Origin of the sequence: Alcanivorax sp. NBRC 101098 (assembly GCF_001010505.1) — a bacterium.
In the GTDB taxonomy this organism is placed as follows: Bacteria; Pseudomonadota; Gammaproteobacteria; order Pseudomonadales; family Alcanivoracaceae; genus Alcanivorax; species Alcanivorax borkumensis.
On sequence record NZ_AP014613.1, the window covers coordinates 1934561 to 1954433 of the forward strand.

General features: G+C 54.5%; 18 protein-coding genes. 7 read left to right on the forward strand and 11 right to left on the reverse strand.

The window, feature by feature from the left end; all coding sequences use genetic code 11:
• Window positions 1-154 precede the first annotated feature (154 nt).
• Complete coding sequence (locus AS19_RS08780; protein ID WP_052753754.1) at window positions 155-484, reverse strand: helix-turn-helix transcriptional regulator; 330 nt, start codon at window positions 482-484, stop codon at window positions 155-157.
• Between the two features lie 115 nt (window positions 485-599).
• Between AS19_RS08780 and AS19_RS08785 the strand changes: the two genes are divergently transcribed.
• Window positions 600-1853: an NADH:flavin oxidoreductase/NADH oxidase family protein gene (locus AS19_RS08785; protein WP_011588985.1), complete on the forward strand. Its 1254-nt coding sequence runs from the start codon at window positions 600-602 to the stop codon at window positions 1851-1853.
• Between the two features lie 122 nt (window positions 1854-1975).
• Here the strand turns inward: AS19_RS08785 and AS19_RS08790 are convergent, their stop codons facing one another.
• Window positions 1976-3994 (reverse strand): NADPH-dependent 2,4-dienoyl-CoA reductase, encoded by a 2019-nt coding sequence (locus AS19_RS08790; RefSeq protein WP_046961956.1) that lies wholly within the window; start codon window positions 3992-3994, stop codon window positions 1976-1978.
• Window positions 3995-4185: 191 nt separating this feature from the next.
• On the opposite strand from AS19_RS08790, the gene AS19_RS08795 reads away from it, so the two are divergent.
• Entirely contained in the window at window positions 4186-4779 is a 594-nt protein-coding gene (locus AS19_RS08795) for a TetR/AcrR family transcriptional regulator (protein WP_035461096.1), read from the forward strand.
• Window positions 4780-4938: 159 nt separating this feature from the next.
• Here the strand turns inward: AS19_RS08795 and AS19_RS08800 are convergent, their stop codons facing one another.
• The 6 genes from AS19_RS08800 to AS19_RS08825 all read right to left on the reverse strand — a co-directional run bounded on the left by AS19_RS08800 (window position 4939) and on the right by AS19_RS08825 (window position 10370).
• The gene (locus AS19_RS08800; protein WP_231860748.1) at window positions 4939-5949 is read right to left on the reverse strand and encodes an alpha/beta fold hydrolase; all 1011 of its coding nucleotides are present in this window, start codon (window positions 5947-5949) and stop codon (window positions 4939-4941) included.
• Between the two features lie 67 nt (window positions 5950-6016).
• Window positions 6017-7378: an ATP-binding protein gene (locus AS19_RS08805; RefSeq protein ID WP_231860749.1), complete on the reverse strand. Its 1362-nt coding sequence runs from the start codon at window positions 7376-7378 to the stop codon at window positions 6017-6019.
• 5 nt (window positions 7379-7383) lie between these two features.
• Window positions 7384-8052: a response regulator transcription factor gene (locus AS19_RS08810; protein WP_035461088.1), complete on the reverse strand. Its 669-nt coding sequence runs from the start codon at window positions 8050-8052 to the stop codon at window positions 7384-7386.
• Window positions 8052-8387 (reverse strand): PepSY domain-containing protein, encoded by a 336-nt coding sequence (locus AS19_RS08815; RefSeq protein WP_231483497.1) that lies wholly within the window; start codon window positions 8385-8387, stop codon window positions 8052-8054. Before AS19_RS08815 ends, AS19_RS08810 begins: the two co-directional genes overlap by 1 nt.
• Window positions 8388-8391: 4 nt before the next feature.
• The gene (locus AS19_RS08820) at window positions 8392-8700 is read right to left on the reverse strand and encodes a PepSY domain-containing protein (protein WP_046961959.1); all 309 of its coding nucleotides are present in this window, start codon (window positions 8698-8700) and stop codon (window positions 8392-8394) included.
• Window positions 8701-9083: 383 nt separating this feature from the next.
• A complete protein-coding gene (locus AS19_RS08825; RefSeq protein WP_011588993.1) occupies window positions 9084-10370 on the reverse strand; it encodes an acetyl-CoA C-acetyltransferase in 1287 nt (428 codons plus the stop codon).
• Window positions 10371-10693: 323 nt separating this feature from the next.
• Between AS19_RS08825 and AS19_RS08830 the strand changes: the two genes are divergently transcribed.
• Together AS19_RS08830 and AS19_RS08835 are read left to right on the forward strand one after the other, a co-directional pair.
• Entirely contained in the window at window positions 10694-12112 is a 1419-nt protein-coding gene (locus AS19_RS08830; RefSeq protein WP_035461083.1) for a 3-oxoacyl-ACP reductase, read from the forward strand.
• A gap of 235 nt (window positions 12113-12347) precedes the next feature.
• Window positions 12348-12866 (forward strand): FxsA family protein, encoded by a 519-nt coding sequence (locus tag AS19_RS08835; protein WP_046961960.1) that lies wholly within the window; start codon window positions 12348-12350, stop codon window positions 12864-12866.
• Between the two features lie 382 nt (window positions 12867-13248).
• On the opposite strand, the gene AS19_RS08840 is transcribed toward AS19_RS08835, so the two are convergent.
• From AS19_RS08840 to AS19_RS08850, 3 genes are all read right to left on the reverse strand, one after another.
• Window positions 13249-14262 carry an AraC family transcriptional regulator gene (locus AS19_RS08840; RefSeq protein ID WP_011588996.1) on the reverse strand — a complete coding sequence of 338 codons (1014 nt, stop codon included), beginning with the start codon at window positions 14260-14262 and terminating at the stop codon, window positions 13249-13251.
• 107 nt (window positions 14263-14369) lie between these two features.
• On the reverse strand, window positions 14370-15530 hold the full coding sequence (locus AS19_RS08845) for an acyl-CoA desaturase (protein WP_011588997.1): 1161 nt from the start codon (window positions 15528-15530) through the stop codon (window positions 14370-14372).
• Window positions 15531-15557: 27 nt separating this feature from the next.
• Entirely contained in the window at window positions 15558-16679 is a 1122-nt protein-coding gene (locus AS19_RS08850; RefSeq protein WP_046961961.1) for a ferredoxin reductase, read from the reverse strand.
• A 184-nt stretch (window positions 16680-16863) separates the two neighbouring features.
• Here AS19_RS08850 and AS19_RS08855 point away from each other — a divergent pair, with 184 nt between their 5' ends.
• From AS19_RS08855 to mnmH, 3 genes are all read left to right on the forward strand, one after another.
• Window positions 16864-17514: a TetR family transcriptional regulator gene (locus AS19_RS08855; RefSeq protein WP_011588999.1), complete on the forward strand. Its 651-nt coding sequence runs from the start codon at window positions 16864-16866 to the stop codon at window positions 17512-17514.
• Window positions 17515-17676: 162 nt separating this feature from the next.
• Entirely contained in the window at window positions 17677-18546 is an 870-nt protein-coding gene (locus tag AS19_RS08860; protein WP_046961962.1) for a MaoC family dehydratase, read from the forward strand.
• Between the two features lie 192 nt (window positions 18547-18738).
• Window positions 18739-19827, forward strand: a complete 1089-nt coding sequence (gene mnmH / locus AS19_RS08865; RefSeq protein ID WP_011589001.1) for a tRNA 2-selenouridine(34) synthase MnmH — start codon at window positions 18739-18741, stop codon at window positions 19825-19827.
• Window positions 19828-19873: the final 46 nt, after the last annotated feature.

The window sequence follows — 19873 nt, forward strand, 5'->3', positions numbered from 1 at the left end:
AACAGCAACGAGGCGGGGAATGGCGGGTGGGGAGTGGCCGGAGGGGAGTGGCGTCACTCCAAGACAGCGATAACAGCTAAATACTTTATTAAGTCATCAACCGTAAAGAGCCCATGGATTTACTGCCATTACATACCCCTGGTACTTGGTACCCTTATATTTCAAAAAAATGCGCCAACCGACTTTGCATCATCGACTCCGCATGGCAAAACCGACGGCGGCCTTCGCGTTCAACCCGAATTAAACCCGCATCCGACAATGCCCGAACATGATGAGATACCGTTGACGCACCAATATTTAATCGTTGCATGAAATCCCCAAAGGCACAGCCTGCCGGCACATTGGCAAGGTCCGCCTGACCATGCTCGCGGCAATGATCCACAATAACCTGATAGATCCTCAACCGATTGGGGTTCGACAGTGCACGAAAGGCTGCAGCAAGCTGATCCGCCGTCACCGTGTCTTCCTGTGCCAAAACCCACACCCCCCACGAGAAACAGTTTGACGATTATAAAACTAGCTTATAGTTTGACCACCATCAAACTATACCGTTGCGGCAAACCTTGCCGTCACAGTTAGTCACCACCGGAGAAAACACTGTGAGCCACGCTGATACCCTGAGCCAGACTCTGACACTACCCTGCGGCGTTACCCTACCCAACCGCTTCGGTAAATCCGCCATGAGCGAAGCACTGGGCACTATCGATAATCATGTTACTCCGAAGCTGGAACGTCTCTATGCCCGTTGGGCAAAGGGCGGCACCGGCCTGAACATTACCGGAAACATCATGATTGATCGCCGCCATACCGGTGAGCCAAACAATGTGGTGGTGGAAGATGAGCGTGACATGCCACTACTAAAGCGTTGGGCAGAGGCAGGCAAATCTCAGGGCGGCGCTATCTGGGTGCAACTGAATCATCCCGGCAAGCAAATCCCTCGTATGCTGGCCAGCGGCGATACCCTCTCTCCTTCTGCCGTACCCTTTGGCAAGGAACTGAAAAGTGCCTTTAAAACTCCCCGCGCGCTGACTGAAGAAGAAATTCAAGACATCATCCAACGTTTTGCCCGCACCGCCAGCATCTGTAAGAAAGCCGGTTTCACCGGCGTACAAATTCACGGTGCCCATGGTTATTTGGTAAGCCAATTCCTGTCCGGCCACCATAACCGTCGCACAGACCAATGGGGCGGCTCATTGGAAAATCGCATGCGCTTCCCACTGGAAATCTATCGCGCTATTCGTAAGGAGGTGGGTGAGGGCTACCCGGTAAGCATCAAGCTCAACTCCGCCGATTTTCAGCGCGGGGGCTTCAGCGAAGAAGAATCCATGACCGTAGCCAAAACCCTCGCGGATGAAGGCCTAGACCTGCTGGAAATTTCCGGCGGCAACTACGAAAACCCGGTCATGGCAGGCGCCAAAGGCGTGCGCGAAAGCACCGTCAACCGGGAAGCCTACTTCCTCGATTACGCCAATGAAATTCGCAAGCGGGTTTCCGTTCCGCTGATGGTTACCGGAGGCTTCCGCTCGGCCAAAGCCATGGCCGAAGCCGTAAATAGTGGCGCGACCGACGTCATCGGCATTGCTCGTCCTCTAGCCGTTGAACCCGACCTACCCAACGCCATTCAAGCTGGCCGAGAAGGTGTTGTCAGCCGCGTCACCCCGCGTAAAACCGGCATTAAAGCCATTGATGAAATGGCCATGATGGAAGTGTCCTGGTATACCCGTCAGCTACACCGCATGGGTGCCGGCAAAGAGCCCAAACCAAACGAAAGCGTATTACTCGCCCTGTTCAAGGTTATCGCAACCATGGGCGTTGGCAGTTTCAAGACCCGCCGGTTACGGGCCAACATCTGAACGGACAGCTGCAAGAAAATGATGCGCATGGATGGCGCACATTTTTTATCAATCGCTGACATAAAAAGCCCCGAATATCGGGGCTTTTTATGTTCCTGTTCGCTTACAGCTTGTCGGGGCGCTTAAAGCTTCGCAGCCACTTCCGCCCCTTGCTTTATTGCGCGTTTGGCATCCAGTTCAGCGGCCAAATCTGCACCACCAATCAAGTGGAAATTGCTGCTGTCTTCCTTGTACAACTCTCGCAATGATTCTTGGCCGGCACACAGAATGACGTTATCCACGTCGAGCACTCGGCTTTCTTCACCGATCTTGATGTGCAGGCCCGCATCATCAATTTTTTCGTAGCTGCAGCTCTTCAGCATTTCCACGTTACGGGATTTCAGTGTAGCACGGTGCACCCAACCAGAGGTTTTGCCTAGATCTTTACCCAATGGCGTAGGCTTGCGCTGCAGCAGGGTAATCTGGCGTGCCGGCTTTTCAGAGGCGGGTTCAACCAGGCCGCCAGCGGTATCGCCGGCCATGTCCACGCCCCACTCTTTCATCCATTCCGGTAACGGCTGCTCGCCTTCACGGGGATTTTCGGCCAAAAATTCAGACACATCGAAACCGATACCGCCGGCACCGATGACTGCCACTTTTTCACCTACTTTGGCTTTGCCACGCAGCACATCCACATAGGACAACACCTTGGGATGATCCACACCAGGAATGTCTGGCGTACGCGGCAGCACACCGGTGGCAATAACAATTTCGTCAAAGCCCGCCGCTTCAAGATCGGCGATTTCCACCCGGGTGTTCAACTTCGTGGTGACACCGGTGGTTTCCAACTTTTTGCTGAAATAACGAATGGTGTTGTGAAATTCTTCTTTACCTGGGACCACCTTGGCCATATTGAACTGGCCACCGATTTCCCCCGCCTGATCAAACAACGTCACCGCATGGCCACGCTCTGCCGCCACCGTGGCACACGACAAGCCCGCCGGGCCAGCACCAACGACGGCAATTTTTTTCGGCTTTGCCGTTTTAAGGTACAACAACTCGGTTTCATGGCAGGCACGGGGGTTTACCAGGCAGGAAGCCCGCTTAAGCTGGAACGTATGGTCAAGGCACGCTTGGTTACAGGCGATGCAGGTATTAATCTCATCCGCCTTGCCTTGTTCGGTTTTCTTGACGAAATCCGGGTCCGCCAGCAATGGGCGCGCCATGGACACGGCATCTGCCTGGCCAGCGACCAAAATCGCTTCCGCCACATCCGGGTCATTAATGCGATTGGAGGCCACCACCGGAATCGAGACCACCTCTTTCACTTGCCGTGTCGCTTCCACAAAGGCGGCGCGGGGAACAGACGTGACGATGGTGGGCACGCGTGCTTCGTGCCAGCCAATACCGGAATTGAGTAAGCTTGCACCCGCCGCTTCCACTTCCTTAGCCAGCGCTAACACTTCTTCACGGGTCGCCCCGTCCGGCACCAGATCGACTACGGAAATACGGAACATCACAATGAAATCGTCACCGCATTGCTTGCGTACTTCACGAACAATTTCCACAGGGAAACGGCGACGGTTTTCGGCACTGCCACCGTATTTGTCAGTGCGTTTGTTGGTACACGGCGCAGTGAATTGATTAATCAAATAGCCTTCGGAGCCCATGATTTCCACACCGTCATAGCCGGCTTTCTTGGCCAGCAATGCCGTGTGAGCAAAATCCTTGACCGTCTGCTCCACCTCCTTGGTGGACATAGCCTTGGGCTTGAAAGGGTTGATCGGGCTTTTAATCGCCGAAGCCGAACGGGAGAATGGATGATAGCTATAACGGCCTGCATGGAGAATTTGCAGGGCAATTTTGCCTCCTTCCTGGTGTACCGCATCGGTCACCTTGCGGTGATTACGTACATCGAAGCGGCTGTTGAACAACCCGGCAAATGGATAGAACCACGCTTTTTTGTTGGGGTTAAAACCGCCCGTCACGATCAAGCCAACCCCCCCGCGGGCCCGCTCGGCAAAATAGGCCGCCAGCTTGGGGAACTGCCAAAAACGGTCTTCAAGACCCGTATGCATAGACCCCATGATCACCCGATTCTTGATTTGGGTATGCCCCAGATCCAGCGGGGAAAGCAGATTGGAATAGCGGTTGGCTGTCATGGTGTTGTCTCCAAAGGCATCTGCACCACAGATGGCTACGCGTTGATTAATCTGGACAGAGTCAAGCTTAGGCGTTATTTTGACAGTGTCAAGATGGCACGAGAGACAATTCACCTTACCCAGCCTACAAGCATCTCTATGCCGTCTGCATAAGACACAAAGTCAATATATCGCCTAAAGACAGGACACGCATGACCCAAAGCGCTCGCTACCACCATGGAGACCTGCATGACACCCTACTGCAGGAAGCCAACACCCTGCTCAATGAGCAGGGTATAGAAGGGTTGTCACTGCGCAAGCTGGCCGAACGAGCCGGGGTTTCGCGTACTGCGCCCTACCATCATTTCCGCGACAAGAATGCACTACTGTGCGCGCTTGCCGCCCAAGCCTTTGCGCAGCTGGACACCATTATTGAGCACCAGCTAGAAGCCGCCGCCAGCAAACCAGACATCCAGGCTTTCGTAGTCGAATACCTGCGTTTCGCCACCGAAAACCCAGAACAATATGAGCTGATGTTCGGGCGCACCATCTGGAAAAGCGGCAACCCCACAGACGATCTGAAAGCGGTGGCTTACCGCAGCTTTCGTCGCTATGCCGAAGGGTTACAGCCCCTGGTTAAGGGGCGCCTGCCCACTGACACAGACCCCCTGCGGGTGGCTCAGGCCAGCTGGGCGACTATCCACGGCCTCTGCAAGTTGTTCATTGATGGGGTCTATGTAAACCGGGACGACATGGAAGCGGTGAGCCAGCAGGCGGTATCGCTGATTATGGCGGCGCTCAAATAAGGTTTATCGCGAGATTAGTGCAATGGTATAAACGGAGCGTCTTTCTCTCTGGCGTGTAAAGAGTCAAGTTCCCCAGAAGCCAAGCGGAGATCCCTTTCTAGGGTCTCCGCCCTAAAGCAACACTGAACGCTTGCCTGCAAACGATGCCGGGTTCTGGCATCAGCAATTACTGGCCAAGAACGTTATCAGCGTCTTGATGTAATCTTCAAACGCTTCGTACTGTGGCACATGGCCAATACCGTCCAGTTCCACCAAGCTTGCCTCCGGGATGCTCTGTGCCGCTTGCCGACCCAGCGCGCCATATAACCCCAACTTATCCTGCATTGCTTCAGGGGCGCGATTGCTACCCAGTGCGGTACGGTCACGGTTACCAATAATCAGCAGGGTTGGCACGGCCAGGCGGTCAAATTCATGCACCACCGGCTGACTATAAATCATGTCGTAGGTCAGGGCTGAATTCCAGGCAATCAACGGATAGTCAGGGCCGCGAATCCAGCCTTGCTGCAACGCCAGTAACGGCTCGTAATCCGCTTTCCACTGACCATCAAAATAACTGCGCGTCATGTACGCTTTAACCTTCTCGGGGGTTTTCTTCAGCTCCCCTTCATACCAAGTATCCACGGACTGCCAAGGTACCTGTTTTTGTTTCCAGTCTTCCAGGCCAATGGGATTGACCAGTGTCAGCGAGTCTGTGCGTTGCGCAAACATCAGTGCAAAACGGGTGGCAAGCATGCCACCCATGGAGTGACCGACAACAGAGGCCCGCTCTATCTCGAGGGAATCCAGCAGCCGGCGAGTCTGATCCGCCAGCACCTGAAAGCTGTACTGAAAACGGTCCGGCTTAGATGATTTACCAAACCCGATCTGGTCGGGCACCACCACGCGATACCCTTGTTCCAGCAACGCATCCATGGTGCTCTTCCAATACGCTCCGGAGAAGTTCTTGCCGTGCAATAACAGGACCGTTTCGCCATTGGCTTTTTGCGGCTGCACGTCCATGTAGGCCATCTCCAGGCGCTGCTGCTGATCGGCAACGGTTAACCTCTGAACCGGGTAGGGATAGGCATACTCGCTGAGCTGTGCATCCAGAGCCACAGGCTCTGCCAAGGCCAAACAACTCAACAACAGGCAAAGCAACACAGCCAGCCCCCTACCCCATTGACGCTGCATGGACTCCCCCTTCATGACCCCTCCTGCTCAGATATGTATTTGAATATTCACCCGTGGTGAATGCACATCACGCTTTCTGTTCTCTCTGAAAACCAGTGCTTTCACTGTGCGGAGCAGGCAAGCGTAAGCAAGCTCGCAAGCCTCCCAGTGAACTATCATCCAGCACCAATGAGCCGCCATAGGCCGCCACTGTATCACTGACAATGGATAGCCCCAGCCCGTGGCCGGCGGCGCGCTCATCCAAGCGCAGCCCCCGTTGCAAAACCTGATCCTGACGCTCCGCCTGAATGCCGGGGCCATCATCCTCCACACACAGAATCAACTGTCTGTGTCCGTCGTCACCCATGTCGCTCTTCGCGATCACCTTGACACGTTGATTTGCCCATTTAAAGGCGTTATCCAACAGGTTGCCCAACACGTCCAGCATGTCATCACGGTCAAACGGCTGGGCCGGCAGCGGCGCCATGTCCAGATGGATGTCCAGATCCCGCTGGTGGGCCTGCTCCAGCGTGCCAAGCAGCAAGGGAATATCCTCCGCCGGACAAAACCGGTTACGGGTTGCCACTCCGGCCGCGACCCGAGCGCGCCCTAGAGCACGACGAATATTAGCTTCCATCTGCCCCAGCTGCTCGGTCAGCATGGCGTATAGCGCCGGATCAGACGCGGCCAGCTCCTGTGTGCAGCGGTTTTTGAGAATGGCGAGCGGGGTTTTCAGTGCATGCCCCAAGTCGCCCAGGGCATGGCGGGAGCACTGTAGCTGTTGCTCTGTATGGCGCTGCAGGCGATTGATCTCCACCACCAAAGGATGCAATTCCAGCGCTACCTGTTCGTTCAACTCATGGCGTTCACCGCCGCGCAGCTGTTCGATTTCATCCCGCGCCCGGCGCAGGGGCGCCAACCCCCGGCGTAATAGCCACTGCTGAATACCCGCCAGCAGCAGCAACACTACCACCCAGGCCACCAACACCACGGTGCGCGTCTGGTTATAGGTTTTCAGAACCGGCGTGTAATCCTGAGCCACCACCACGGTGACAGCCTGCCCTTCTTTTTGGTACTCACCACGAAAACGCAATAGTTGCTGATCCGCCGGCCCAGGTTGCAAATCAGGGTGTACGCCCACTTGCGAAGGCGCTGCCAATTGCTGATCCCACAACGAACGGGAACGCCAGCGCTGCTCGCCCAGCAACACCACAAAATAACGCCCAGACAAGGGGCGCCGATAGGCGGGATGCAGACGTGTCGTATCCAAACTCAAGTGGCCTTGCGGGCCAGCCACTAATGCCGCCAGCACCCCAGCGGCGTCATCGCGCAATTGCAGGCTCAGGGTCTGGCGTTGATCGCGCTCCAGCCACCACAGCGTTCCTTGGATGATCAAACCACCTACCAGCAGCAAGCTGACGAACAGGCTGATTCCCAGCCGGCGGCCCATGGATCTCATTGTGCTTTACCGGTAAAAACGTAGCCTTGGCCACGGCGGGTTTCAATCACAGTTTTACCCAGCTTGCGGCGCAGGCGATTCACATGCACTTCCAGCACATTAGAATCGCGGTCGCTTTCGTTATCGTACAAGTGAGAAGCCAGCTGCCCTTTCGAGAGTAACCGGTCAGGGTTATGCATGAAGTAACGAAGCATTCGAAACTCCGCGCCAGTCAACCTAATTTCCTCTTCCCCTGACCAGACGCTGTGTCGATTTTCATCCAACGTAAAGGTGCCCGCGGTAAGCTGAGATGTATTGGCGCGGCCATGAGTGCGTCGCAACAAAGCCTGCACCCGTAATAACAACTCGTCCGGATGAAACGGTTTGGCCAGGTAGTCATCGGCACCGCTCTGCAAACCTTCAATGCGTTCAGCCCAGCTATCACGGGCGGTGAGAATTAGCACAGGGACCGCCTGCCCTTCTACACGCCACTGCTCAAGCACCTGCAGGCCATCCAGGCCCGGCAATCCCAGGTCCAGAATCACCAGATCGAACGGATCATCATTGAGTGCCGGCAAGGCATCACGGCCATCCGCCAACCAATCCACCGCGTAGCCATGTTCGCGAAGCATGGGCATAAGTTGATCCGCCAACGGAATACTGTCTTCCACCAACAGGATGCGCATCAGTCGTCACGCTCGTCATCAAGAACCTGGCCGGTGCGGGCATCCATCTCAATCTCACGGACCACCCGGTCTCCGGTCAGTAATTCAATCTCATAGATCAACTGGCCATCGTCGCGCTCCAGTTCAACCTCCAGCACACGCCCTTGTGGATAGCGCAGCTTCAGGGTTTCCAACAAAGAGGAAAACGCCACAATTTCGCCCTGCTGACGTAACTGCAAGGCCTCATCCTGGCTAATGTCATCAGCCGCACTGGACAATGAACACACGCAAAGCAGGGCGACAAGTATCGCCCTGCTGTTACGTGGCCGCTGACCCGGCAAGGTGTGAACAAGCAAGGACTCAGTCCTTCTCTTCGTCCAGCACATCACCGTTGCTGGCATCAATGTCCAGTTCCCACTCCACGCCCTGCGGGTCGCGCAGCTCAACCTGGTAGAGGTAACGGCCATACTCGTTTTCCAGCTCCGTATCGGTGATTTTCGCATCAGGGTGCTTGTCTAATGCTACCTTATCGAGTTTATCCAGCGACTGGATAGTCCCGTCCTTCACTAGCGAATCGATCTTGCTATGAGGCACGTCATCAGCTTGCAGCACACCGACAGAAGCCACACCCAATACGGCGGCAATCAAGGTTGTCTTGGTCAAAGTCATGTTTACTCTCCTTTTCGTTGAGGTCGGGTGAACCATAACTGGCCAAGCTGAATGGAACCTGAATGCAGGCTGACACCGACCTGAACCCACCGGCAGGATTTGCACACGCCTTCCCTGACCCACCAATACCCTTCTATCGCTTAACACCTCTCGCTCTATGAATAACTCAGAGGAGAACCCGACATAACCACCACACCGGCCAGATCGCCTGAAACAACGACACGAGGGATCTATTGAGGATTAACGCGGGGCCGAGAGAAAGAGAGGGCGAGTGTCATCGCACTCTCCTGTTACGAGAACCCTGAGGCAGCCGCAGGGCGGTATAAAGAACGGCATAAAAAAACCGGCCACTTGGCCGGTTTTTTTATTAGCAAAAGGGAGGATTACTTCTCGATAATCGCAACCACACCCTGGCCACCAGCAGCACACACGGAGATCAGTGCGCGGCCGGAGCCTTTTTCGTTCAGCAACTTGGCCGCGTTGGCGATAATACGGCCACCGGTGGCAGCAAACGGGTGGCCCGCAGCCAGTGAGGAACCTTTCACGTTCAGCTTGCTGCGATCGATACTACCCAATGCCTTCTTGCGGCCCAGGCGCTCTTTGCAGAAGCTTTCATCTTCCCATGCTTTCAGGGTAGACAGTACCTGAGAAGCGAAGGCTTCATGGATTTCGTAGAAATCGAAGTCCTGCAGGCTCAAGTCAAGCTTGTCTAGCATGCTTGGCACCGCATACGCCGGGGCCATCAACAGGCCTTCTTTTTTACCAATGAAGTCTACCGCTGCAGCTTCACCGATAGTCATGTAAGCCAACACGGGCAAACCACGCTCTTTAGCCCACTCTTCAGAAGCCAACAAAACAACAGACGCTCCGTCAGTTAGCGGGGTGGAGTTGGCCGGGGTCATGGTGCCGTTAGGACCACCAAAGCAAGGCTTAAGAGTCGCCAGCTTTTCTAAGGTAGAATCGCCACGCATATTGTTGTCGCGTTCCAGACCATTGAAAGGCGTGACCAAATCATTTTGCCAGCCATCCTCATAGGACTTGGCTAAGTTCTGGTGAGAGCGCCATGCCAGCTCATCCTGCGCTTCACGGGAAATGCCCCACTCGGCGGCAGTAATTGCCTGGTGCTCACCCATGGACAAGCCGGTACGCGGCTCGCCGTTTTTAGGAACATCGGGCATCAGAGATTTCGGATTCAGCAGCTTCAAACCCAGCTTGGCACGTTCGCCATTGGTCTTGGCGCGGTTCAACGCCATGAACACCTTCCGGGCATCTTCGTTCACACCCAACGGCGCGTCAGAAGTAGTGTCCACACCACCGGCGATGGCGCAGTCGATCTGTCCCAAAGCGATCTTGTTGGCGACCAGGATAGCGGCTTCCAGGCCGGTTCCGCAGGCTTGTTGCAGATCGTAGGCCGGGGTTTCCGGAGCCAGCTTGGAGCCCAATACGGATTCGCGGACCAGGTTAAAATCGCGGGCATGCTTCATCACGGCGCCAGCGGCGACTTCGTCAATTTTCTCACCATGCAGTTTGAAGCGATCCACCAAACCATCCAGTGCTGCGGTCAGCATGTCCTGGTTGCTGATGTCGATGTAGGCGCTGTTGGAACGGGCAAACGGGATACGGTTACCACCAATAATGGCGACCTTACGAACGGCTTTACCTGCCAGCATAATCTTTTCCTCTAGAGATGGACGGTCATCAACGATGACAACGGTGGCGAATTTAGCCACGGTATTCACTCGACAGGGCGCAGTCTACCCCCTACCGTGCCGGCCTCATTGGCTCAAACGACTGTTTGACGGTCAGGACCGGTCAATACACCCGTCACACTGCAGTGATTCAATACGCGCCAGTGTGCGATAGGGGCAGATTTCCTGCCCTACGAAAGACGGCGTATTTTCACCCCGTCTTTGCGCGGCACCCCTTTAAACCCGTTTCGTTTACCCTAAGGTAAATGAACACATTCATCATTCGATGGAAAAAGGACAGGACCATGAGCGATACCTATCAGACGATTGCCAACTCTCCCATGGGCAAGGCGCTATTCGGTGCCATCAACTTGCCGATCCCAATTATTCTGGAGCGCTGGCAGCCGGGCCAGGCATCCTTTATCAAAGGACGCGTGCTGGTAGGTGCCGCCCAGGGCTCCACAGCCATCGACAATGTACTGAAAACCCTTAAAGGTGCCCCCGACGCGCAGGTTGCCGTTCTTGCCAACACCGCCAACGCCACCGAATTGCAGAAGAAAGCCGGGAAGCTGGGTGTTGATGCGGGCAACTACACTGCTAACCGTGAAGACAATGCTAAATTCAAAGGTCTGGTATTTGATGCCACCGGCATCCAGAGCCCAGATGAGCTAAAAGCTCTGTGGGAGTTCTTCCACCCGGTGATCCGCAAGCTGGATAAATGCGCCCGCGTTGTCGTTATTGGTCGCACTCCAGAAAAACAGGCTGGCGCAGTGCGTGTTGCCCAGCGCGCCCTAGAAGGCTTCACTCGCTCCGTGGGCAAGGAAATCAAGAAAGGCGCCACTGCCCAGCTAATCTATGTAGATGAAGGCGCTGAGGCGCAGCTGGCGTCCCCACTGCATTTCTTCCTATCACCCAAATCTGCTTATGTGTCCGGCCAGGTGGTGCGTGTTTCAGACGCAGGCTTCAAAGCCGCCAACTTCAACTGGGACAAGCCATTGGCAGGCAAGAAAGCCTTGGTTACCGGTGGTTCCCGCGGTATTGGCGCCGCCATTGCTGAAGTTCTGTCCCGCGACGGCGCTTCTGTCACCGTGCTGGACATCCCTCCCATGGCCGATGACCTAAATACGGTAGCCGCGCAGATCGGTGGTGACACCCTTGAAATGGATATCACCGCTGACGAAGCCCCTGCAGCCATCGCCGCAAAAGCGAAGGCCATTGGCGGCTATGACGTGATTGTCCACAATGCCGGTGTAACCCGCGATAAAATGCTGGGCAACATGTCGGAAAAATTCTGGGACATGGTATTGAACATCAATATTGCCAGCCAACTACGCATTAACGAGGCCCTGCTCTCCAGCGGCGGCTTGGGCAAAGGCGCCAGCATCATCTCCATCAGCTCCATCGCAGGCATTGCCGGCAACCTGGGCCAGACCAACTACGGCTGTTCCAAAGCAGCAGTAATTGGCATGGTCGATGCTTTTAAAGATGAGTACGCCGAGAAAGGCATCACCATCAATGCCGTGGCGCCGGGCTTCATCGAAACTCAGATGACCGCCGCTATCCCCTTCACCATCCGTGAAGCAGGCCGTCGTATGAACGCCATGAACCAGGGCGGTCAGCCAGTAGATGTGGCAGAAACCATCGCCTTCTTTGCTAGCCCGGCATCTCAAGGCCTGACCGGCAACGTAGTACGTGTGTGTGGGCAGATGCTCTTGGGGGCGTAAACGTCCGCGGTAGGCGACACGTTTCACGCAGCCCGTGTGACGCCGAGCCACATATCAACAAAAGAGCCGCGCCTTAGGGTGCGGTTTTTTTGTGATTGATCTCATATGGGTAATAGCCTAAAGAGCGTGGCTTTCGCTCTAGCAGCGCAAAGAAAGGCTGCCGGAAGAACCCGCCCCTTGAATTCCGAGCTAAGCATAACCACATATTGATTATTAACAGCAAACAGGACACCCCATGGGTTTTGGTCGCGTCTTCTTCTTTATCTTCGGTTTCGCCCTACTGGAAGTCTTGGTGCTGGCACAGGTTGCCGGCACTATTGGCTGGCCCATTACCATCCTCGCTACGGTGATAACAGCCTTGCTGGGTAGTTATCTATTTCGTCGCCAGGGGCTGGATACTTGGGTGCGACTGAATCAGCGTATGCAACAGGGTGAAATGCCCGGCCAAGAAATGGTCGAAGGTATGATGCTGCTACTCGGCGGCGCACTGCTGATCACCCCCGGATTTATTACCGATACCGTGGGGTTTGCCCTACTGTTACCCGCCTCACGCCGCTGGATAGCAAACAAGGTGATTCAAAAAGGATCCTTGCAAAGTTTCACCACCGTCAAAGGCGCCGGGTTTGCCTACACCCGCACCCACTATACAAACGGGGGAAGCAATCCATTTCAGCAACGCCCAACCAGCAATGATGATCGCACCATTACCGGCGGCGACACCATTGAGGGCGAATCCCACCGCACCGACCAATAGCAACCGGAAGCGCCCATCGTCAGCTCTTCCGTTATCCGGTAGAGCGGATGCTTCTTAATTCTAAAGAGATCAAACAGAACCTACAGATTAAGAATCATATGGGCACCTCATGCAATGCGCCCCCACTTCTGGATTGCAATAATCACTCACCTGCTGATCGCTTTTCCCGTGAAGGCGGGGCAGTCTAGAACATCATTCGCGTGTTACACACCCAACCGGCTTACGGGGCGCAAAGCCCGGAAAAACGCTTAATCCATAGCATCTAAACAAACATAAAAAAAGCGAAGCTCAGATGAGATTCGCTTTATCACGCCGCCAACCGTGTAGCAGTAATGGCCAGCTACGCTTTTTCAGTTTTGTATTTACAAGGACACGGGGGCTTTTACCCCATCGCATCCTCTTCCGCCTTCAGTTTACGGTATTCGATAGGGGTCATCCCGACCCAGCGTTTGAATGCACGATAAAAGGTGGACGGTTCTGAGAACCCAGTGAGATAGACAATTTCGTCGATGGATTCGTCGGTGCCAGCTAACAATCGTTTTGCCAGACGGCAACGGTAGTCAGCCACCAACTGATTAAAGTTGGTGCCCGCATCCGCCAGCCGGGTGCGAAGTTGGCGTGCCTTAATACCCAACCGTTCCGCCACTTCTTCTAGGTTGGCATGACCGGATTCCAGCAATTCACCAATTAACCGGTTTACCTGCGCCACCAAGTCCTGCTTCTCAAGCCGGGCCACCTGTTCACTGGCAAGCTGTTCGTGCAAGTACAACAGCTCTGGCTCGTGATGCGCGGAAGGCAAGTTCATGAGTTTGGCATCGAAATACAGACCCACACTGGGCATGTCGAATTTCACCGGGCAATCAAACAGGCGCTCGTATTCACGTTGATCCGCGTGGCGGGGATGGCCGAAATGCACTTCTAATGGCTCAAATGCATCATCGGTGACGAAGCGGAAGAACTTGATCAAACCCATGATCATGCATTCGTTGAGATGGCTGAGACGAACACTCCAGATTTTTTGCTTAAGAAAAACTCGGTCACCTTCCTCAAACAATTCGCCCTGAGCGGCATCAGAAAGCAAGCGCTGATAGTCCAAGGCCCGTTTCAGCCCTTCACCAAAGGTCGGGCTGGAAAGGAACAAGTACTCAAGCACCTGGCCCTTGTAGACGGGAATATGTTCGCCCAAATGTAATCCGACGTACTCATCACCGGACACTTTTTCCAGCGCCTGCCAGAACCATTCTTGGGCATCGTGGGGAGTGCGCAGGTCCGGAACCTGCAAAATGGACTTATCCAGCCCGACCTCCGCCAACACGGCATCAGCATCAATACCGGCTTTTACCATGGCTTTGTACGCCATTCGTAACAGCACACCGGAATCCGTCATTTCTGCCATGCGCTTGCTTGTCTCCAAACAAAAAAACTAGCCTCAGAGGGCCTGAGAGTAGCATAAGGACGCAGGCCCAGAACAGCATTCCGGCCTACCCAAGAAATCGTATTGGCTCAGGCCGCGCTACGGTTTTTTGCTTCTGGCGTTGAAGTCAGTGATTCTGCCTTGGCTTGCCACCCTTTCAGCAAACCAGGGCCTTGCCCATCTTTTTTGCGCTTGCCTGGCAGGCTCAGCTTGAGAATCCTCTTCCAAGTACTGATCGATTGGCCAATAAAAGAGCCCGTATTGTAAGGCAACCCATGTTTTTCACAGATGGCTTGTACTTCAAGGGAAATTCGAGCATAGCGATGCGCCGGAATATCGGGGAACAAATGGTGTTCAATCTGAAAGCTCAAGTTACCACTCATCAAGTGCATCAAGCGGCTACCTTCAAAGTTGGCAGAGCCTAGCATCTGTCGCACATACCATTGGCCGCGAGTTTCATTTTCCACCACGGACTCGGCGAATTGCTCTACCGCTTCAGGGAAATGACCGTTAAAAATCACCACGCAGGACCATAGATTACGCGTCACGTTTGCGGCCAGGTTTCCGGCAAACACCAGCGGCGCAAACGGGCCTGCCAATGCGGGAAAGAGCAGATAATCCTTAGCCAACTGCTTACGCATTTTTTTCCAAATCGGCTTAAACTCAGCCTTAATGTCTTCTTTGCTCTTGGTTTTGTTGATCAAATAGTCTTCTAACTTAAGACTTTGAACGGCCACAAAGTGCTGGAAAAACACGGCAAGAATCACCGACAACACCGGGTTAAACAGAAAACGGGGCTCCCACTTCTGATCTTCAGACATGCGCAGCAGGCCATAACCAATATCGTGGTCCATATCGAGCACGTTGGTATAAGTGTGGTGCTCGAAGTTATGCGTGTGTTTCCAGTTTTTATTAGTACAGGTGTTATCCCAGTCGAATGTCCTGGAGTTCAGGTTCGGGTCACCCATCCAGTCATACTGGCCATGCATCACATTATGACCGACTTCCATATTATCAATGATCTTTGAGGCGGACAGGCAAGCCACCCCGGCCAACCATGCTGGTGGCAAGAAACCCAACATTAACAAGCCACGGCCAGCCACTTCCAGCTGACGCTGACGCTTCACTACGCTACGGATGTACTTTTCGTCTTTCTCACCCAAGTCCGCCAGCTCGCGGTTACGGATCTCGTCTAATTGCTGGCCAATCGTCTCGAATTGTTCGGCGGTAAGGTTGCTAAAAATGCTCATAATAATGTCTCGCCTTCCTTGATCGATTTAGATATCCAGCGTGACCGTGCCCACCGGCACGGTCACACAGATTTGGATGATTTCTTCACTGGCATCGCTGATTTCACCAGTACGAATGTCGCGGACCTTGCCCGCTGTCTTGCGGCAAGAGCAGGTATGGCAGATACCCATGCGGCAACCGGATTGGGGAGTTAGCCCGGCCTCTTCTGCTTGCTCAAGCAGAGTCGCACCACTGTTTACTTCTACTCGTTCGCTCTGTAGGAAGCGCACTTCGCCTGCAACGTTGTCGCTTTGCAGATCCGGTGAGGCCAAGGTGAATTGCTCTTTATGCAGCCGGTCGCCAAGTCCGTCTTCCTCCCATATTTTTTCAACTGCGGCCATCATCGGCGGCGGGCCACACAGGAAAACCGTTGCCTCGGCATAGTCCGGCACGGAACGGAATAAATGTTCACGGCTAAACAAGCCCGTTAATTCTCCGTGTTCACTTTCGTCATTGAAGCAACGCAACAGAGTCACATTGTCATGACGCTCAGCAATGCTCTCCAGCTCGGAGGCATAGATCATGTCAGCCGCGCTGTTGGCATAGTGTAAGAACGTCACTGGGCCAGAAAACCCTTCATCACAGAGTGTCCGTAGCATGGACATTACCGGGGTAATGCCGCTGCCACCGCTGATCAACAACACCCGTTTAGGTCGCTCTGCCGGGAGCGCAAATTCGCCCGCCGCCTGAGACAAGGTCACCACTTCCCCCACTGACATCTGCTCACGCAGGTAGCGCGAAACAAAACCGTTGGCATGAGCCTTCACGGTTAACTCAATGCGGCCATCTGCGCTGTGCACAGAGTTTGCCGGGGAGTAGCAACGTGTTTGACGCTTGCCATCGATTGTCACGGTAAGTTGCACAAACTGCCCGGGAATAAACCCCTGCCAATTACTGTTGGGGCGTAGTGTCACGGTGGTACTGTCGTCGGTGAGATAGTCCACGCGCTCCACTTCAGCGCGCACTTCATCGACCGACCACATCGGATTCAATACTTCCAGATAACGATCCACACCGTGAGGAGTAGCCAGAATGGTGGCCACACGGGATTGCAGAAGACGGTTAACGCCTTGCTGAAAACGATTGGATGTTTGTGTTATCGAGCTCATGGGTCAGGCCCTTCAAGTGAACAGTTGTAGGCATTATTCACACCGCCTGACCCACAGTCAACACGTGTTCACAAAAAAGATAAAGGCGTTTTTTATCATAGTGTTACAACCCGCCATAGGGAATTGGTTGCATCACAAGCCCGCACAGAAGAGAATAAGCAGCTGATTTTGGAGGCAAAAAACGATGACAAAGGAAAGCACCAGCAGAACTCGCAAGCCTAAACGGGGACAGACCCGGGAAGCACTGATGACGGCTGCGTTGGAGCTGGTGGTCAAAAAGGCCCCCTTTTCTGCCCTGAGTCTGCGGGAAGTCACCAAAAAAGCCGGGGTAGTACCGACTGCCTTTTATCGCCATTTCTCGGACATGAGTGCCATGGGCCTCACCTTGCTGGACGAATCCTTCCGTACTCTGCGTCAGATGATGCGCCAAGTACGCCAGCAGGAATTACCCAACGAGCACATGTTGCGCAGCTCCATGGAAACTTACTTCACCTATGTGCGTAACAACCGCGCCCACTTCCTGTTCGTATCCAAGGAACTGGCTAGTGGCACCCCCACCATGCGCAATGCCATTCGCCGCGAAATCCGCATGTTCACCAACGAACTGGCGATGGACATGGCACGCTTCCCCTTCCTCGATCACGTTAATGCCGAAGACCTACAAATGATGGCAGGCCTGGTTGTTAACAATGTCACCGCATTGACACAGGAAATGTTGGAACTGGAAGAAACGGATGAAACGGGCCAGCAAGAAGTGCTGATTACCGCAGAGAAGCAACTACGCCTTATTTACTTCGGCGTGGGCATGTGGCGTTCAGACAAAAACCGTTCCTGAACAAGTTTCATCCTTTCTGGCCCTGTGTCGAGCACCCTGTGCTTAACTCACCAGCCACCCTGTCTATACGGCCAATAGCGACCCGGCTGCCCTGCTCTATACTCTTTTTTACTGTCACCGTTGCCTTTCATTGCAACGCTATCAACGGGAAAGGATTGAGTCATGAGTGAGGTCAAATTTCGCGAGCTACGTAATACACCGCCCATGGTGGTCAACTTTGCCAAGGCCGTATTACGTGCCACAGTTAAACCGGGCAGTAACCCCACCCTGCCGGACGTGGGTCTACGCCTGAATGATGTCTCCCTTGATGAAAAACATTTGGCCGCTTACCGAAAAGTGTGTGGGTTTGCCGCCGACGGCAAGCTGCCCGTGACCTATCCGCACATGCACGCCTTCCCATTACATATGGCGCTGATTCTTACCGATGGCTTTCCTTTCCCTGCCATGGGTCTGGTGCATGTACGCAACAGCATCACCCAATACCGCCCCATTGCCGAGCGTGAACAACTTAACGTGAAATGCTTCCTGGGCAACCTGCAAAAAGTGGACAAGGGCTACGAATTTTCCATTTTCACCAGTGTTAGCACCGGCGGCGAACGGGTCTGGGAAAGTGAATCCGTGAACTTTTTCCGCAGCGGTGGCGGTAACAGCAGCAAAAAGAAAAACGCCTCCAAACCACAGCCGGCCACCGACACCGTGGAATGGAAGGTGCCTGGCGATATCGGTCGTCGCTATGGTGCTGTCTCCGGTGATCGTAATCCGATTCATTTATACCCGCTGTCGGCCAAACTGTTCGGTTTCAAACGCCATATCGCCCACGGCATGTGGTCTAAAGCCCGCTGCTTGGCCGAGCTGCAGTACCAGCTGCCGGAAAACGCCTTCACCGTGGATGTGCAATTCAAGCTACCTATGTTCGTGCCTGCCACCGTGAAGTTCGAGAACAAGCCCGCCAACGGTGGCAGCGACTTCCGCCTGCTCGCCAAAGACGGCATCAAGCCGCACCTGGCCGGCCAGATCCGCCCGGCAAAGTAAAGTAGCAGAGAGCTACAACCCTCAAGCTGCAACGTGGGTTGGCGCGGCGCCACACGGACCGCCCTGCCCACGAAAGTCAGCTGAATGTTCTGAGTGAACCGTTGAAAAGGAAAACTGGCGACCACCCTCGGTTCCACATCCAATTTCCTCGCGTGTAGCGTGTAGCGTGTAGCTGGATTACACTCGCCAACCATGCGCGACGATACCTGTGATTACCTGTCCCTGTTCCTCAATGACACACCCTTGCTGGACGTGCGTGCCCCCGTGGAATTTGCCAAAGGCGCCTTTCCTGGTACCACCAATCTCGCTCTGATCAACGATGAAGAACGCCACCGCATAGGCATCTGCTATAAGCAGCATGGTCAACAGGCGGCGATTGATCTGGGCAACACGCTGGTTTGTGGCGAGGAGCGAGAGCGGCGCCTATACGCATGGCAGCAATGGTGGCAAGCCAATCCCAACGGCTACTTATATTGCTTTCGTGGCGGGCTGCGTAGCCAGACGACCCAGGCGTGGCTGCGCGAAATCGGCATCGATGCCCCGCTAGTGACTGGTGGCTACAAAGCGCTGCGCCGTTTTCTGATCGATGAAATGGAAGCCTGCATCGCCAACCTACCGCTGGAGGTCCTGTGTGGCCGCACCGGCTGCGCCAAAACACGAGTCATTGAGCAACAACCCAACGCTATCGATCTGGAAGGCCTTGCCCACCATCGCGGTTCATCCTTTGGTCGTCGCCCAGGTGGCCAGCCCAGCCAAATTGATTTCGAAAATAGCCTGTCCATTGCTCTGATCAAACAACGTGCCGCACAGCCTGTAAGCATTCTGGTGGAAGACGAAAGCAAACTGATCGGGCGCTGTCACCTGCCTTTTTCCCTCCAAGACCAGATCAAGTCGCAACCACGTATCATCATTGAAGAATCGCTGGAGTCCCGCGTTCAGGTAACGCTGGAAGATTACGTCATTGGCCCACTGCAGGAATATGCCCGCTACTTCGGTGAACACGACGCTCTCAAACAACTCGGTGACGAATTACTGGCGTCCATGGATCGCATTCGCCGCCGCCTAGGTGGCATTCGCCACCAGCAACTTCGTCAACAGCTTCAGGAAGCCTTGGCCGTGCAAGCAAACTGCGGCAATACCGAGCTGCACCGCGAATGGATCCACAGCCTGCTCGCCGATTATTACGACCCCATGTACGACTACATGTTGTCGCGCCGGGCGGGCACTATCCTGTTCCAGGGCAGCCGAGCTGAAGTCAGTGCTTTCCTTAACAGTCGCTGAGCAATATCACCGGCAGGCCGCTATACTGCATAAGCGTTCCTTGCCG